Below are 18,304 nucleotides of genomic sequence, written 5' to 3'. Positions count from 1 at the left end.
TTAATTTTTATTACTGATTTTTCGAAGGTAGAAAATAGAATTTAATTTTTCAGTTATTTTTAAAAAAGGAAAAAGAAGTCTTAAACTAAGACTTCTTTCTATTTATTATTTAATGTTAAGGTAAATATTTTATAGTGAATCTCTATCTATAAAATTAAAAGTTGTTTTTATCTTTTCTGTTTTCTTTTCTAAAATCATTTCTGCAGCCAATTTACCCATTTCTACAAAATCTGTTGTTATTACGGTAATTCCTAAAAGTTGTTTTAAAGGTGTATCATTATAAGAAATTACACCTATATCTTCACCAAACTTATAGTTATTACTTCTAACTTTATTTACTATTTGTACCAAATCGTTTTCTTCAATAGTAATAAACAAACTCTTTTTTTCAATTTCGGTTTCATTAGAGATTTCTTCTACAACTTCAAAATCAAAATTATTTTTGATGCAATATTTCTGAAAACCAGACAAGATTTTTAGAGGGTATGGGTAAAAAGTTGATTTAGGATATACCAAAATTAACTTTTTATATTTTAAAATCTTTTCTTTACCTTTTTCTAATGCATATAAAATATCTTTTTCAAAATCTTGGTAAACCTCTATAAAATCTCCTTTTACATTATGTTCATCATTATCTAATAATACAAGGTTTTCTTTTGGCAATTCGTTAATTGCCGCACAAACCTTATTTGTAAAACTTCTATGTAATAAATTCTTACTTCTAAAATGAGGCATTACCACATAATAATTATAAGCAAATTTATGTTTGTTTAAAAGTTCTAAAAACAAAGTTTCATCACAGTGATAACTATGTAAATCTACTTGATAATCGTTACCCATTTGCTCTACAAATGAGTTATATACTTTCATTTTAAACTTACTTAACTTGTTAACCAGAAATAAAACATTTGGTTTTAATAGCATTTGGTTTTGAGAAATATAAGTTCCTTTACCATGCACCGAAACAACAACTTTTCGTTTTTTTAAAATACTATATGCTCTCTCTACAGTATTTCTAGATAAATAGTACTCTTTACTTAACGTATTAATAGAAGGAATTTTATCTCCTATCTTTACGTTTCCTATAGATATATTATGGATTATAGAATCTATAATCTGCATATACTTAGGCTGCATTGAATGGGCATCTAGTTTAATAAATTCAATCATAATATCTTTAGTTAATATGCCTTAAATATATGATGCTATAATAAACTAAAAATCTGAATTAGGGTAACCAAAAATTTTTTAACACTATTTTTTGTTGATAATAAGTAGTTCCGTTTTAAATGAAATAATTTTATCTTTTTCTTGGTATATCATTTTGTAAAAAGGGCTTATCTCTAGGAAATTGAATTTCTAAAAGTTTTTTCATTCGTTGTTCTACTTTTTTATATTTCTTATTTCCAGAGAGGTTTACAAAAGATAATAAACTACTTTTATGTTCATATAATTCTGATTCTAAAATTGCATTTGTTATAGAATTTCTCCACTCTGTATACCTCCAATTTCCATCTGTAGTTGTTACACCCATTATTTTTTTTCCTCGTGCATAAACACTATATGCAGCCTTGTCCCAGCTCTTATTAGGATTATTTAATACAGGTACTATACTTTTTCCGTCTGTAATAGGTGCATTTTCTAAACCACATATATCTACTAAAGTTGAAAAAATATCTACATTTTCTACCAAAGCATTAGAAATTTTATTTTTCTTCCTTTTCTTATAATTGGTTTCTCTACTAATAATTAATGGTACTCGTACGTCTATTTCTACATTAGAATGTTTACACCATGCACCATATTCACCTATTTTATAACCATGATCACTCATAAAAATAACTACCGTATTTTTACGAAGGTTTAACTCATTAAGCGTTTTCATAACTTTACCTATTTGTGCATCAACATAACTAATCGAAGCGTGGTAACCATGTATTAAGGTTCTTGTTAAATCATCTTCTAAATCACCTTTTTGAGGAATTCCGTAATATCCTTTCAATTCCCCCCATTTACTCAAGGCCAAACGATACATGCCTTCTGGCTTTTCTCTAGACGGAATTGTAAAGTCGTTTTTGTTATATAAATCCCAATATTTTTTTGGCGCGTTAAATGGTAAATGGGGCTTACTTAGACCCACAAACATTAAAAATTTATCATCTTTTATTTTTTTTAATGTTTCTATGGCATATTTAGAAACTCTACCATCTTTGTATGCTTCATCTGCAACATCTGCATCCTCATAAGCAGGCCCTTTTATAGATTTCTTACCAGAAGCTTTTAAGCGCTTCATTAAAGCAATATTCTCTGGTTTTACGTAGCTATTGTTTTCTTTTTTAAAATGATGTGTCCAATATTGTTCATCATCTATACTATGATGGTATACCTTACCAATACTTACTGTCTTATATCCATTTTTTTGAAAAAATTGAGGAATGGAAACAATTTCTTTATGAACTTTACGAAGTGGGGTAAAAATACTGTAAATACCTAAAGTCTCTGGTCTTAAACCTGTTAATGTACTCATTCTAGAAGGTGCACAAATAGCTTGTTGTACGTACGCCTTATTAAATTGTACACCGTCTTTTGCCAAGTCATCTATATTTGGTGTTATCGCTGTTTTACTTCCATAAGAACCTATCTCTGCTCTTAAGTCGTCAACATAAAATATCAATACATTTGGCTTCTCTTGCTGAGAAAAAACATTTGATAAACAAAAAGTAATGCAAAGTAATATTATATTTTTTTTCATCTTAATTTATATTTTTTTTGGAGATTGCACAGTACCAATTCCTTTTTTCCAATCCCTCCAGTTAATAGCTTTTCTACTTTTGTCAAACTTAAAATTCCATTTTTTCATATAATAATCTCTTGGTCTAACTTCATCTCCAATTTTTTGAAGTTCTTGCTGTAATTTAAATTCCAATTCTTTTTGAGTTGTTTCAAATTCTGGCTTTCCTAATAAATTGTTTTGCTGATAAGGATCTTTAATATTGTCATAAAACATACTTGGTCCTTTAGGCGTAATAGCATAGGTGTATTGTTTGGTTCTAATCCCACGATAAGGCTCATCTTTATAATTAGCGCCAAAAGGTGCAACATTCATTACCAAAGCTGCTCTATCAGTATTTGGATTAGGGTTTTTAATTAAGTCTGATAAATTTTCTCCTTCAATTTCTTTTGGAATATTAATATTTGTTAACCCTAATAATGATGGTAAAATATCTGGTGTTGTTATAGGAGCGTTAACAACTTTACCTTTGTTATTATTTATGTTAGGGTACCTAATTAAGAAAGGAACTCTAATAGATTCGTCCCAAGCCAATTGTTTTACAAAAGGTTTAACTCCATGTGCACCCATCATTTCTCCGTGATCTGCAGAAAACACAATAATGGTGTTTTCAAGTAAACCTAATTCTTTTATTTTATTGATAACATTTCCAATAGCTTCATCTGTTGCTGTCGCATGTGCATAATAACCTTGTAATTCTTTACGTGCTCTTTCTTTAAATTTATCTGCAGTATTTGGATTTAATGTTAAGCTTGCCGGCAGATACATGTCTTTATATTTCTTGGGAGCAGAACCATGAGGATAATGGGGTGTTGCAATAGAAATTAAAGCCAAAAATGGATTTTTATCCTTTGCGTGTTTTTCTAAATAACTATTCGCATCTTCTGCAATTGCAAAAGGAGAATATTTTTTCCAATGCTTTAATGTGCTATTTTCATTATCGTAATAGGGCATTTTTGTATAGTTATGAGAACATTCTAAAGCTCTCCAAAAATCAAATCCTTGACGTCTTTCTTTTGGAATATAAGTAGATCTTCCATGACCATCTAAATGCCATTTACCCCAATATGCAGTATTATAACCTTCCTTTTTATAAATTTCTGCCATGGTAACCTCATCTTTAGGTAAATAAATATCGTTTAGAAACATACCTGTTGTGGTTGGAAATTTACCAGTTAACAAAGCAGCTCTATGAGGTGTACAGACAGGTGTTACAGAAACTGTATTTGTAAAATTTACTGATTCTTTAGCAAAAGCATCTAAATTCGGAGTTTTAACATCTGGGTTACCGGCATATCCTAAAGCAGATCCTCTCCATTGATCTGTAAGTATATAGACAATATTTGGTTTTTTTACAGCTATTACTGTGTTTTTAGATTCAGATTTAGAATTATTTTTTTTTTGACAACTTATTAAAGTAATTCCAAATACAAGAACTACTTTCAAAAATAATTTATGCTTCATTTTATTGCTATTTATTTAAACTTGAAGTGAATTTGTAAACTCCTGGTTGTACAAGTAGTTCAAATGCATCTTCTCTTTTGTATTCTAATTTTACATTTGTATTTTCTACAAAATCACTTTCATTTAAGAGAAATCCTTTATTGGTATTTGCTGGAAGCAAAACTTTAGCTAATGTATTTGGAGGAATAGTAATATTTAAATGAAATTTATCGCCTTTTATTTCCCAAGAAGAAGCTACTTTACCGTGAGGTACTTGTACACTTGCAGATGCAGAAGTTAATGGATTTCTTGGTTGTGGTGCTATTCTAATTTTTTTATAACCTGCTTCTATTGGTGCTATACCTGCAATGCGTTCGTACATCCATTCTCCTATAGCTCCGTACGCATAATGATTTAAACTATTCATTTTTTGAGGATTAAACCCTTCTACTTTGCTATAACTATTCCAACGTTCCCAAATAGTGGTTGCACCTTGATTGATAGAATAAAACCAAGACGGATAGGTTTCGTTAAACAACAGTTTATACATCAAATCTATTTCTCCTGTAGCGTCTAAAACTTCTGATAATAATGGGGTTCCTAAAAACCCAGTTCTTAAATGAGTATCTGCCTCTGCAATTTTTCTTAACAAATGTGTTTTTGCCACTTCTTTGTGTTGATCTGATAACAAACCAAAAGCTAAAGCTAGTAAGTAAGAAGTTTGAGTTTCTGAAACTTTAATTACCTTTCCGTTTGAAAAAAATTTCTTTTCAAAAGATTTTGCTACAGTTTTATACAAGCTATTGTATTTTTCAAACTCTTTTGTTTTACCAAGAACTTTGGCTGTTTTTGCTGTCAAGTTAGCAGAGTGTGCAAAAAAAGCAGTTCCAATTAAAGACTTAGAAGTATCACCTCTATTATCTCCATTTTCTGGAAGCGGTTGCAACCAATCTGCAAAAAAACCCATTGTCGAAATGTAATTTTTAGCTTTAGATTCATGAAAAGAAACCCAAGCCTTCATCATTTCAAAATTTTCTTGTAAAATATTTTCATCTCCAGTTCTCATGTAAATTTTCCAAGGTATAATTGTACAAACATCTCCCCAACCAGCACTTACTTTATTGTTGTATAAAACATCTGGCACCACCCAAGGAATACCACCGTTATCAAATTGAGATTCTCTTACACTTTGTAACCAACTAGCCCAAAACTTATATACATCTGCATTAAACATAGAGGTTGGCCCGAATACTTGTGCATCTCCTGTCCAACCCATGCGTTCATCTCTCTGAGGACAATCTGTTGGTATATCAAAAAAATTACCTCTTAAACCCCAAACAATATTGCTTTGTAATTGATTTAACTTTGGATGTGATGATGTAAATGTTCCATTTTTTTCAAAATCAGAATATTGCACGAAACCTGTCACCCAATTTTTTGATGGATTTTTAGTAGTATCAAATCCACTTAATTCTACGTACCTAAACCCGTGAAATGTAAATTTTGGCATGTATTCTATAATACCATCTTCTTTGGCTGTATAGTAATTTGTAGATAATGCTCCTCTATAATTTTCTGTATAAAAGGTTCCATCTGGAGACAACATTTCTGCAAATCTAATTTTAAGTGTTTGTCCTTTTTTCATTGGTACTTTTATTAAAGGAACACCTACCATATTTTGTTCTAAATCAAAAATTATAGCGCCGTCTTTTTGAAATATTTGCTTTGTAGTAAGTTTAATTTTAGATTTTACCGTAGTATGCCTTTTAGGTTCTAAACGAATATCATTAGAAATAGGAAATTCATTTACAGGTTTCCAATTATTATCTATAAAATTATTAGTTGTCCAATTTGGCATCTCTAAGTTGGCATCGTAAGTTTCGCCATCATATATACTAGCCAAACGAATTGGACCCTTTGTAGTTGCTTTCCAACTATCATCAGAAAGTATTATTTCTTTTGAGCCATCTTTCATAGTTAGCTCTAATTGACAAAGTATTTTGGGAGTTTCTGTATCTAACCAAAATTTTTTCATCCATCCTAAACGTCCAGAATGCCAACCTGCTGCTAGTTCCACGCCAATAGTATTTTGACCAGATTCTATTAAATTTGTAACATCATATGTAATGGTTTCTATACGTTTTTTATAAGGGGTATATCCCGGAGGCATTATATCATCACTTACATCTTTTCCATTTAAAGCTACATCAAAAACACCTTTTGCTGTAATATATAATCTTGCAGATACTATCGTATTAGATATCTTAAAGTTTTTACGCAAGTATTGAGGTCTGTGTAGTATATTTTTTTGGATTCCTATAATTTTTTCTTTTTTGGTATCTAATCCAATCCATTTAGCTTTCCAATCAGAATTATTTAATAAACCTAATTCGAAATGATGGATGTCGCTCCAAGAAGAAGATTCTTTGTCTTGGTTCCAATATTTTACTTGCCAATAAACCTTTTGGCGTGACTTTAACTTTTCTCCTTGATATTTTACCCAAGTAGATTTTGCAGAATTTTGTTTCTTAGAATTCCATAAATCTGCATTTTCAGGTAACAAATCTGGCCTACTAGCTACTACAATTTGATATGCAGATTGACTTTTATTGTTATCTAAAACTGGTAATTTCCATGAAAATGTTGGTGTTGCATTATAAAACCCTAAGGGGTTTTCAAAACCTTCTGAAATTTTTAAATCGTTTGCTTTCTCTAAAGTTTCTTTTTGTTTACATGACGCAAAGCTCAAACAAACACTAGCACATAAAGCATATATAAAATGTTTAAAGTTCATTTTTTTTAACATGATTAAAGTTTAGTTTGAAAGTTATAGGTTCCTGGTTCTGCTAAAATCTTTAACGATTTTGTATCAGAACTAATTAATTTTAAATTTGAATTTTCTGTAAAAACACTTCCATTTACAAATAAATTATCTTTATTACCATAAGGAATATGTACCTCTGCAAAAGTATTAGGTGGTATTACAACATCAAGATTAAAAGAATCATTTTCAATTTTCCAAGATGATGAAGCTTTTCCATAAGATGTTTTTACACTGGCCGAAGCTGATGTTAAAAACTCGGTATTTGGTAAAGGTGCTATTCTAATTTTTTGGTATCCTGGTGCTAACGATGCTAAACCAGCGATACGCTCGTACATCCATTGACCAATAGCGCCGTAGGCATAATGATTTAGACTATTCATACTTTGAGAATTGTAACCACCTTCTTTACTAAAACTATTCCAACGCTCCCACATAGTGGTTGCTCCTTGATTGATAGAATAAAACCAAGATGGATAGGTTTCTTTAAACAAAATTTTATACATCAAATCTATTTCTCCCATATCATCTAAAACCTTTGGTAGAATTGGTGTTCCTAAAAATCCTGTTCCTAAATGATAATTGGCATTTTTAATTTCTTCCAACAAATATTGCTGTGCTTTTAGTTTAGTTTCTGGTTTAAATAAATCAAAATAAATACCTAGTAAATAACTTGTTTGGGTTTGTATTTCGCCTGTAAACTTTCCTTCTTCAAAAAAAGCGTTTTCAAAAGCATTCGCTATATTTTTATATAAAGTTGCATATTTTTTAGCATCATCTGTTTTGCCTAAAACATTAGCAATTTTAGAGACCAAATGTGCAGAGTGCGCAAAAAAAGCTGCGTGAATTAAATCTTTTGGAGTGTCACCTCTATTACCCAATTTACCAGATTTAGAAGGATAAGGTTGCAACCAATCTGAAAACGAATGCATTTTTGGTAAAAATGGTTGTTTTCTTACTTTCGATTGATAATAGCCAACCCATTTTTTAGCTGACTCATAACTTTCTTCAAGCACAGTAATATCTCCAGTTGCATTATAAATATCCCAAGGAATAATTACGGCAGCATCACCCCAACCAGAACTTCCATTTCTAGTTTGCAATACATCTGGTACAATAAAAGGCACCATACCGTCTTTATGTTCAGACTGATTTTCTCTTAAACTTTGCAACCAAGCTGTCCAAAATGAATGTACATCATAATTAAACAATGATGTTGGTGCAATTACCTGTGCATCTCCTGTCCAACCTAAACGTTCATCACGTTGCGGACAATCTGTGGGAATATCGAAAAAATTATCTCGTAAACCCCATGTAATATTACTTTGTAATTGATTTAACTTATCGTGAGATGATGTAAACGTTCCGTTTTTCTCAAAATCTGAATGTTGAGCTATACCTTGTACCCAAGAAGCGTCTGGTTTCGCATTTTTATTGTAACCACTTAATTCTAAAAATTGAAATCCGTGAAACGTAAATTTAGGCATATATTCAATCATACCATCTTTACCTGCTACGTAATAATCGGTTGACTTTGCAGAACGGTAATTTTTGGTGTAAAAAGTATCATCTTTTAGTAACATTTCAGAAAAACGTATTTTTAAGGTATCGCCTTTTTTCATAGGTACTTTTACTCTTGGCACGCCTACCATATTTTGTTTCATATTAAAAACCGATGTATTTTCTTTAACCGAAACAATTTCTACATCTTTTAAAACAAGTTGATTTTTTATGGTATTATGCCTTTTTGGTTTTAATTTAACATCCTTAGAAATCTCCTCAACTTCAACCATTTTCCAATTAGAATCATCAAAAGTAGCAATATTCCAATTTGGTATTTCAAAATTTGCATCATATGCCTCACCATCATAAATACCAGCTAAACGTATGGGCCCATTAGTTGTTCCTCTCCAAGATTCATCAGAAATAATGGTTTGTTTTGAATCATCTTTCATGACAACTTCTAACTGACAAAGAATTTTTGGTGATGATAAATTATCATAAAGCGCAGTTAACCTACTAATTCTTCCGGAATGCCATCCAGAGGCTAGTTCTACTGCAATCGCATTTTTACCAGATTGTAAAAGTTCAGTAACATCATAAGTTAATGTTTCTATACGATGGTTGTATGGTGTCCAGCCTGGTGTCATTACATCATCACTTACATCTTTTCCATTTAAATGCACATCAAAAACACCTCTTGCAGTAATGTACAATCTTGCCGCAGCAACATCAGAAGTTAACTCAAAACCTTTTCTTAAATATTGTGGTCTGTGCATTAAAAATTTACGAACACCTTTAATGCTATCTTTAGCAGTGTCTAAACCTGTCCATTTGGCTTGCCAATCAGAATTATTTAATAAGCCTAATTCGAAAGAATTGATTTCACTCCAACTTGAAGCATTTTCATCTTGATTCCAATACCTAACTTGCCAATATACTTTTTGTCTAGATTTTAATGCTTTTCCTTGATATTTTACAAAAGTTGATTGTTTACTTTTTTGTTTTTCAGAATCCCATAAATCGGGATTATTAGGTAATAATTCTTTAGAAGATGCTACAACTATTTGGTAAGCAGATTGCAATTTAATTTGTTCTGAAACAGGTAATTTCCAAGAAAATGTTGGATTGGGGTTATAAAATCCTATCGGGTTTACAAAACCTTCTGAAAGTGTAAGTTCTTTAGGTTGTTGAATAGTTTTTTGCTTACAAGAAATTATTGTTATTAAAAAAATAGCAATACAAAAACTTAAAAAAAGAGATTTATGCTTCATAAAAATAGCTATATTTTATAAAATTTTACTTGATTTTTAAATAAGCAATTTCTAGTTTTTATTAAACAATAGTGTCCTGTTGTATACCACATAAAAATACCTTTTTTTAATAATGATATAATATATTATAAAAAAAACCAGAAAAGTAGTTTTTCTGGTTTTAACTTTTTAATTAATAACGTAATTATTTAATCAGAACTTTATTATAATACGTTTGACTAAACGTATCAATCTTAATAAGATACAACCCTGGTTTAAAATTATTATTTGTATTTATTTCTGTTTTTTCTGAACTTATAATTTGCTTATAGACCAATTTCCCTAAAACATCAAAAATTTCAATTTTTGCATTGCTTATTTCATTAATTTGAACTGTAAACTGATTTCTAGTTGGGTTTGGAAATACATTTATTGAAATTTGATTTGACAAAAAGTCATTTGTACTTAAAGTACTTATCGATTCTACTATCCATTTAGATCTATCATCTTGCTGAGAAGAGTATACTACTTTATCATCATATTGATTATACAAATACCTAGAACCTGTTCTTGCTTTGAAACTATAATTCTTTTCAGTATCATTATAAATTACAATCCACTGTTTATCAGAATCTTCTCTTGGAGCTGAAAAACTTGTACTTATTATTTCTGAAGTAGTTCCTGCCGCCCTTAAAATTCCTTTCACTTCACTTTCAATATTAAAATAACCACCTGCTTTCACAAATTTCCAATGCGTACTGACACCAGAAATATCTGAACTTGTAAAAACTCGAGAATCTTGAGAATACATGTATTTACCTGTTGCTACATTTTTTAATCTGTAAGCGGTGCCGGTTAAATCTGAATAATCTTTAGCATTAACAGTTACATTTATTAATGTACTTTCTTTTTCTCCTGAACTACTATAAGCAATTGCTTGAATTGTATGATTACCTACAGTTGCTGGCCTCCATAGCGATTTAAAAGGAGCTGAACTATCTGTTTGGTATAATTGACCGTCTATTAAAAACTCCATTTTGTTTACAAACCCATTGTCTGTATATGCATCTACATTAATATCTAGATTCTGATCAACATTAAGCATCATATTATCTGTAAGTTCTCTAAAATTTACACTTAAGGGTTGTGGAGCCGCATCTACATCTAAATCAATAATTTGTAAATATAAAGGCTGTGCACTTCCAGATAATTTTTCCATCATATAAAAATATAACTTCCCATTAGCTATATGAACTCTACCATGATCAAAACTTTTACCACTTGTAGCTTCATAAACTTTTCTAAAATTGTTAGTTCCACCTTTAGCTTTTTCTACATAAACCTTGTTATTACTATTTAATCCTATTATGTAAATATCTTTTCCATAAGTGTATATGGTTTCTGCCCCAGAAAACTCTGTTGAGGTAACAAAATCTGATGTCCCTGCTCTTTTATAAGTATGTACGTGTTTTGTGATATTATTTTCACGGTCTTGAACTCTACTTATCATATGAACATCACCATTATCAGTAACTGTCCAATCAAAACCACCAACAATGTAAACTTGATTTATATCTGTTGTTTCTACTAAATCTCCAGGTTCAAATACCTTAATTTTATCAGCATCTATTAATGGTAAGCTAAACCCTTTCCCATCATGAGTTTTCCAACTATTTGTACCATCTTGATTGTCTGAATATGCATAGTACAATCCATTTTGATATTCAAACTTATCTGTTTTATTTTCTCTTCGTTGGAAACCAATTCTAACTTTCCCGTTAATATATTTCATATTTCCATACAATCCCCAGTTATTAGGTACTCCTTTGCTTTTAGCATTTAAAACGTTAAAATTTGTAAAACTTGACCAAGTTGAAGTAGTTGCATTGTATTTAGAAAATTTATACGCTCCGTTATTATTACCACCTTCACGCATGTACATAAATACATCACCTGCAACATTTGTAAAAAATTGTGGATAGGTTAAGGCAGAAAAATTCTTGTAATCTTCACCACCATTTAGACTTAAATGTTTATAACCTCCATTAGAATTTTTTACAAATTTATCTAATGTAAAATCTGCATCAGAAAGTGAAGCTGCATTTTTTACAGAGTAAGAATATCTAAAATAATCATCACTTAAACTACCATTAGAAGGCTTTGTTCTGCTGTAAGCATGCATATCATACAACATATGTATAGTACCATCTTTAGGACTAACAGCAACTGCAATAGCATTATGTGATTCTCCTAACCAATATTGGTTTTGAAAACCTGTATGTCTATGAGGAAATTGAATATCTACACTAGTACCCGTTTCTGTATTGTAACGTGTTAACATCACATAACGTTGATCTTTACCACCTTTGTACCAAGTCATAAAAACATATTTACCGTAGGTTTTTATACAATCTCCTTTTGCTGATATACTTGAACCGAACACAAAGTCATAAGGAGCAGTATCTGCAGTATGTGCGGAATTGGTAGCAACTTTACTACCATTAAAGTGCAAACCTATATCAGAAATTTTTATTTCTTTTTCTAAAGCAACTTGAGCTTGAAAAACTTGTGCAAAACATAATAAAATAACAATTAATAAAATATTTTTATCTACGTATTTTTTCTTCATTTATACTACATTAAATAAATTAAACCACTAATAATAAAGTTTTTATAAAAACAATCATAATACTACTACCCTGAACTCTACCGACTCTAATAATAAATTTATTCTAAGAAAAAGACTTCTTCTAAAGGAATTGATATTGGAGAATTATCTGGGTTTACTTCCATAATATCTGCCATAAAATTCCACCATTTTTTTACAATTTCATTGGATGCTAAATCTTGTGAACCTCCATTACCTGATACTTTTTGAAATGCAAATAATGTACTTGTTTCTTCATCGAAAAAAATAGAATATTCACTCACACCTGCCTCTTTTAATAACACTTTTAATTCAGGCCAAATCTCATTATGACGTTTAGTATAAGCTTCTTTTTGCCCTTTATTTAACTTCATTTTAAAAGCTAATCTTTGCATACGTATATATTTAAAAAAAATCATTCTATATTTTTTTAAAAAATATAGAATGATTTAAAAGTTACTAATCTATTAATAAAAGTTTTATTGCTTTATTATTTTTTGAGTATATCTACTGCCTTCATTTCCTTTAATTTCAACAATATAAACACCTTTTGATAAAGAACTAACGTTTAAATTAATTGTATTATCGGTGTCTACTTTTCTTCTTAATACTCTGTTACCTAAAATAGAATATACAGAAACTTCTTTAACCTTAGAAGTTAATCCTTTAATGTTTAATTGATCATTTACAGGATTAGAAACAGAAAAAGATTGCTTGTCAAATGTTTCTGTGCTTAATACAGAGTTTGTAGTAAAGTATACATAATCGTAGTTTGGTCCTGCTGCTAAAAATCTTACAATCATAACATAAGTACCAGCCTCAATATCAATTCCGGCTGCAGCATCTGGATCTTCCCAATTTTGAAAATTAGGAACTCCTCCTGTACCTGGTAATGCTTGAGCTGAAGTTAAATTCATTATTGTAGCGACACCAGATAAATCATCAGTGTTTTTTAAGAAAATTTGCATTCTTTTAGAAGTATCATCTCCACCATGAGCGTAATTAATTCCTACATTATAATTACCAGATTTTTCAAAGTTAATAGTATACATTAAAAATTCTTGCCCTTGAGTACTTCCTATATTCCAACCTAAGTCTCCGTTTGTATAAGGATGTTGATAAATATCTGCCTCAGAACCAGACCTATATTCTTCATTTGCAGCACCATAACCACCAGTTCCTTCATCTCCTCCTTCTGGATCCCATAATAACCCTAATTGATCAGGTGTTTTATCTCTATAAGTTCCTTCACTTAAATCTCCAGGAAGATATGCATTATCAGAAAAATTAGCTCCATCGTCTGTTCCATCTACATTTGTTGCATCAAAATTTTCCATTTGAATTTTTGTTGTAGCTCCTAACGTACCGCTTATTACTGGTGCAGAGCCACCCCATGGATAACCTTTATATTGTGCATTTGATGCTTGAACCCCAAAAAGAGCTAATGCCGCAATAAATAGTGATTTGTGTAATTTTGTTTTCATATGTAAATATTTTAGTTAATTATTATCTAAAAATAAAAACAAATGTTATGCATAGTATCCTGCTCTATACTGCTTTATACTTTTTAAACTTCTAATTTTAAATCATATAACAGTTCTTTTTGCATATTTATTTTCAATCTTAAAAAAAGCTTACACCCTAAAAAGCTTAAGTATATTGGCTATCTTATTCGTTTTAATACGAGACGGTAATAATTTTTTATTTAAAGAATTAATTAAAAAAAATCTAATTTACTTTTCTAAGTTTAATTCCGCTTAATCTGGTTTTTCCTGTTAGTGCTTTAAAACTAATAGTTATACCGTCGTTGTTATCAACAGAAATTAAAAAACGTTTGGTAACACCTCTATCTTTACCATATTGTTTTTTAAGGTTTAAATTTTCCCAAATCTTTTTATAATTTACAAGAATATCCATACTGTTTTCTTTTCTTGATTTTAGTTCTGCCATAGACAAAGACAACTCATAAGTACCTTTTGGCACATCAAATTTATAAGACTTTAAACCAACCATTTGTGTTTGAAAAACAGGATCATTCTCTGTTCCTTTTACACTAACATCTACCCCAATATTATTTCTTCGTTTTGTTTTGGTTCTTAAAACCTCTCCACCAACATATCCAAAACTTCCTTTTGTATACGCTTGATCTGGCATCCATAAATAATCTACATTATGAGTTTCTATAAAATAACAGTAAGACCCTACATTTATGGCAATTTCTTTAAAAGGATTAGTTACACTTTTTAAGTTCTTAGGCTGAAGTGTAAACTCGATATTAGCAAAATCTTTAAAAACTTTACCTTCTTTTTCTGATACTACTTCAATTAAATTTCGTCCTTGTTTAAAAGGCACATTATATGTGGTGGTAGCAAAGTCAAATTTTTGCTTTCCAAGTGATTTCCCATTAATAATCAATTCTACTTCATCAGTATTTCCTACTACTGTGATAGGTTGAGTTGCTGTTTTAGAGTTTTCGCTATCTTCTATTCCTGCTCTTTTTTTCCATCCTTTAGAAGCAATTGCTAAAAATGGTGTTTTTTTCAATAATGCTTGATACAAATAGTATGCATCTTTTTTTTCTCTTGATGCAGACACTAAACCTTTATTATTAATATGTGGTACTGCATCTTTTCTATGTTCTACCTGAAAATCTGCATAATTCCAAACATTTGCACCAACAATTTCTGGAATTTCTATAATGGCTTTCATGTATGCTTTGTGCAATAAAAATTGATATTCTATACTAAAATCAAACCGAGTTGGTTTATAAGTTCTTAATCTTGGGTCTGCTCCTCCTCCATATTCACTCAAAATTAAAGGTTTATCCGGATTTAAAGCTAAAGTTCTTTTTACTAAACTTCGTAAATTTTTATCAACATCTTCTAATTCTTCTATATACCAACCATAATATTTGTTGTAGCCTACCAACTGCGTATTTCTGATACCTAATTTATCTTGATAAGCTGGTTCTCTGAAAAACACAGAATAAGTATAACGAGTATTATCCTCGTTTTTAATAGTTTCTGCCAAAACTTTATGTGTTTCTATAAAGTGCTTAGTATATTGTACTCCAAGTTTATCAGGCGCTTTCATTGTCGTTTCGTTTCCTAAATTCCAAGCTACAATAGATGGATTGTTATAATTGTAACGAATGGTTTCTTTTAACATATTAATGCTATTTTGTTTTCCTGTTTCATTAGCAGCAGCCTTATTAACAAAAGGAATTTCTACAGTGGTAACAAATCCCATTTTGTTACACATTTCTAAAATTGCGGGATCTTGAGGATAGTGTGCTATTCTTAAAAAGTTAATTCCCATTTCCTTTAATAACTTCATATCATATCTATGAATTTCATCACTTACTGCATTTGCTTTTTTGTAGAAATCTTGATGTCTATTAGTTCCTATTAATTTGGTTTGATTACCATTTATAAAAAAACCTTTATTGGCATCGAAACTAAACCATCTAAACCCTAAAGCATTCTCTACTCTATCGTAAATACCTCCTTTTCTATCTATAATTTCTGTAATTAGTTTATACAAATACGGATTTTCTGGCGACCATAAATTTGGATTTTCTACAGAGAAATCACTAATAACCTCTTTACCGAATTTAGATTTTGTTTTAATAGTTTTAACCAAATTATTATTAGCATCAAATAAAGATTGCTTTATATAATATGTTCCTTTTTTGGGCCTTACTATTTTAGATTTAACAGAAATTTCTCCTGATGATTCTGAAACTTTTGGTGTAGAAATAAATACAGCATTTGCACCTAAATTAGCTACTTCAAAATGAACTTGTTTGGTTATAATTAAATGAACATCTCTGTAAATACCTCCGTAAAAAGAAAAATCTGCAGATTGCGGAATAATTTCATCGTTATGAGAATTATCTACTTTTACAACTATCTCATTTGTTCCTTTTTTTAGTAATCTTGTAATATCTCTTGCAAAAGTAGTGTAACCACCAATATGATCTTTTTCCACTACTTTTCCGTTTACAAACAAAGACGTAACTTGATTTGCGGCCTCAAACAATAAAAACACTTGTTGATTATTATAAATCTGTGGAATTTTCATAGTTTTTTTATACCAACCTTCTCCTCTGTAATAACCATCTTCATCATCTAAAATATCTTGTGTGTTCCAAGAATGAGGTAATGTTACTTTTTCCCAAGCATTGATGTTTTCTGTATGAGGATTTTCTATACTTCCTTTAAAAAATTTCCAGTTCTCATTTATAGTTTCTATGTGTCTTACTTGTTGTGCAAAATTTAAAGTGATGCTCAACAAAAACAAAATTTGAATAATTTTTTTCATCCTAAAGTATTTAATTACTATTTAGTAGGTATAACTAGTTCGTATTTTAAGAAAGAAAATACTGGCAGTTTATCACTTAAAACAATCGAAGATTTACCTGTAACCTCTTCTTGAGTATATGTTTCTAACCAATTAGACCAAACTACACTATTTTCTGTTTTGTTATATTTAGCAATTCTATACTTAACTTTTGTTCCTTTTTTTACGTTTACTAGTGCTTTAATTTTTATAGTTTCTAAATTATTAGCATTTGGATTTGCACTATAGTTGTAAGCCAATACATTATATTTATTTTTAGCAGCATCCCTTGTAAAAATTGCGTCGATATAATTATTTTCTTGTTGTTGTTTACCTTCTTTCTTACTTTTAAAATAGGTATTGCCTTGCATTGCCAACAACAAATTACTTGCTGATAAATAAGAAGAACCATCTCCCCATTGAAAAATGTTTTGCATGTTATTTTGGTAAAACATTTTCATTAACCCAACCATAAAGCTGTTTTGATGTGCATCTGATGCTTTCTTAAAAGAATTACCTGCCTTACTTAAACTTTTTATTAAAGAATACTCGTGCATTTCTAGTTTTGCATTTGTATTCCATTCTGGAAGATCTTTAATTACGGCAAAATCCTTGGCATATACTTTATCAAAATTGGTACGTTCTGACCTTTGATAAAAAGGATAATAGGAAACTCCAACAAAATCATAATGTACCTTGTTCGCATATGCCCATTTTACAAAATCAGTACCCCAAGCATTTTTAGACGAACCCCAAAGAAAATGTGTTCCCACTTTTGCTTTTGGAAGCACAGTACGAATGGCATTAGTAGAAATTTTATAAAACTCAAAAAATTGTTCTCTTGTTCCAGACCAATGAGAAGGTGTACCAATTTCTCTACCAATATTAAATTGAATGTCTACTATTTTTTCAGAGCCGTAAGTAGTTATAAGAAAATGCATTACTTCTTTTAAATAGTTAGCCCAAGCCTTATAATCTCTAGGTGGTTCTGCATTTCCATAAGTTGCTACTTTTAAAGAATCTCCAACTAACATTCCATTTGAATTTCTTTGAAAAGCCCAAGAAGGATTATCTAATACTATTTGATGAATTTCTAATCCTTTATCAAATACGCCATCTATCTGTTTTTTAAGCAAAGTAAAATCTGTATAGAATTTTTTAGATTTGGCATCCCATTTATAAGAATCTTTGGTTAGATCTGCTATACCTTTTTTAGCTATCCCTCCTAAAGGTCTTACAATACAAAACTTAGCATTTTTATTCTCTCCTGCTGGATTTACACCATTAATAGGTGTAATTCTATTGTACACATTTAAGTGATAGGGCATTACTTTTTTTGCATTAGCATTATCTGTATAATCTGCTTTTAATACAATTTGAGCCTGTAAACCAACTGTAAAGTAAAGGCAAAACATTACAACTCGAAAAATGGTTATTTTTATATTCATCCTTATCTTTTTAACCAAAATTAGATTTCATTTTTGATATTTTATTTGAGTTTATAACTT

Annotated in this window: 10 protein-coding genes; all 10 read right to left on the bottom strand. The window is 30.1% G+C overall.

Annotated elements, in window-relative coordinates; genetic code table 11:
* Positions 1 to 129 precede the first annotated feature (129 nt).
* On the bottom strand, positions 130 to 1,170 hold the full coding sequence (locus tag ACYPV9_RS02080) for a GntR family transcriptional regulator (RefSeq protein ID WP_459741434.1): 1,041 nt from the start codon (positions 1,168 to 1,170) through the stop codon (positions 130 to 132).
* A gap of 130 nt (positions 1,171 to 1,300) precedes the next feature.
* Positions 1,301 to 2,752 (bottom strand): sulfatase, encoded by a 1,452-nt coding sequence (locus ACYPV9_RS02075; protein ID WP_459741433.1) that lies wholly within the window; start codon positions 2,750 to 2,752, stop codon positions 1,301 to 1,303.
* Positions 2,753 to 2,758: 6 nt separating this feature from the next.
* Positions 2,759 to 4,255: a sulfatase family protein gene (locus ACYPV9_RS02070; protein WP_459741432.1), complete on the bottom strand. Its 1,497-nt coding sequence runs from the start codon at positions 4,253 to 4,255 to the stop codon at positions 2,759 to 2,761.
* A 7-nt stretch (positions 4,256 to 4,262) separates the two neighbouring features.
* Positions 4,263 to 7,028, bottom strand: a complete 2,766-nt coding sequence (locus tag ACYPV9_RS02065; protein WP_459741431.1) for a family 78 glycoside hydrolase catalytic domain — start codon at positions 7,026 to 7,028, stop codon at positions 4,263 to 4,265.
* A 14-nt stretch (positions 7,029 to 7,042) separates the two neighbouring features.
* Positions 7,043 to 9,829 (bottom strand): family 78 glycoside hydrolase catalytic domain, encoded by a 2,787-nt coding sequence (locus tag ACYPV9_RS02060; protein ID WP_459741430.1) that lies wholly within the window; start codon positions 9,827 to 9,829, stop codon positions 7,043 to 7,045.
* Positions 9,830 to 10,013: 184 nt separating this feature from the next.
* Entirely contained in the window at positions 10,014 to 12,437 is a 2,424-nt protein-coding gene (locus ACYPV9_RS02055) for a BNR-4 repeat-containing protein (protein ID WP_459741429.1), read from the bottom strand.
* 98 nt (positions 12,438 to 12,535) lie between these two features.
* Positions 12,536 to 12,850 carry an L-rhamnose mutarotase gene (rhaM, locus tag ACYPV9_RS02050; protein WP_299062986.1) on the bottom strand — a complete coding sequence of 105 codons (315 nt, stop codon included), beginning with the start codon at positions 12,848 to 12,850 and terminating at the stop codon, positions 12,536 to 12,538.
* A gap of 84 nt (positions 12,851 to 12,934) precedes the next feature.
* On the bottom strand, positions 12,935 to 13,939 hold the full coding sequence (locus tag ACYPV9_RS02045) for a T9SS type A sorting domain-containing protein (RefSeq protein WP_459741428.1): 1,005 nt from the start codon (positions 13,937 to 13,939) through the stop codon (positions 12,935 to 12,937).
* Between the two features lie 244 nt (positions 13,940 to 14,183).
* Entirely contained in the window at positions 14,184 to 16,778 is a 2,595-nt protein-coding gene (locus ACYPV9_RS02040; protein ID WP_459741427.1) for a glycoside hydrolase family 2 TIM barrel-domain containing protein, read from the bottom strand.
* A 17-nt stretch (positions 16,779 to 16,795) separates the two neighbouring features.
* Positions 16,796 to 18,244: an alpha-1,4-L-rhamnosidase gene (locus ACYPV9_RS02035; RefSeq protein ID WP_459741426.1), complete on the bottom strand. Its 1,449-nt coding sequence runs from the start codon at positions 18,242 to 18,244 to the stop codon at positions 16,796 to 16,798.
* Positions 18,245 to 18,304 lie beyond the last annotated feature (60 nt).

The sequence above is a fragment of the Polaribacter sp. OB-PA-B3 genome (assembly GCF_054589375.1).
This window is presented reverse-complemented; position numbering and strand designations above follow the sequence as displayed.

Bases quoted from the DNA above. Each gene is read 5' to 3' on its own strand.
- ACYPV9_RS02080 (WP_459741434.1), bottom strand. From the start codon at position 1,170: ATGATTGAATTTATTAAACTAGATGCCCATTCAATGCAGCCTAAGTAT.
- ACYPV9_RS02075 (WP_459741433.1), bottom strand. From the start codon at position 2,752: ATGAAAAAAAATATAATATTACTTTGCATTACTTTTTGTTTATCAAAT.
- ACYPV9_RS02055 (WP_459741429.1), bottom strand. From the start codon at position 12,437: ATGAAGAAAAAATACGTAGATAAAAATATTTTATTAATTGTTATTTTA.
- ACYPV9_RS02045 (WP_459741428.1), bottom strand. From the start codon at position 13,939: ATGAAAACAAAATTACACAAATCACTATTTATTGCGGCATTAGCTCTT.
- rhaM (WP_299062986.1), bottom strand. From the start codon at position 12,850: ATGCAAAGATTAGCTTTTAAAATGAAGTTAAATAAAGGGCAAAAAGAA.
- ACYPV9_RS02035 (WP_459741426.1), bottom strand. From the start codon at position 18,244: ATGAATATAAAAATAACCATTTTTCGAGTTGTAATGTTTTGCCTTTAC.
- ACYPV9_RS02060 (WP_459741430.1), bottom strand. From the start codon at position 9,829: ATGAAGCATAAATCTCTTTTTTTAAGTTTTTGTATTGCTATTTTTTTA.
- ACYPV9_RS02070 (WP_459741432.1), bottom strand. From the start codon at position 4,255: ATGAAGCATAAATTATTTTTGAAAGTAGTTCTTGTATTTGGAATTACT.
- ACYPV9_RS02065 (WP_459741431.1), bottom strand. From the start codon at position 7,028: ATGAACTTTAAACATTTTATATATGCTTTATGTGCTAGTGTTTGTTTG.
- ACYPV9_RS02040 (WP_459741427.1), bottom strand. From the start codon at position 16,778: ATGAAAAAAATTATTCAAATTTTGTTTTTGTTGAGCATCACTTTAAAT.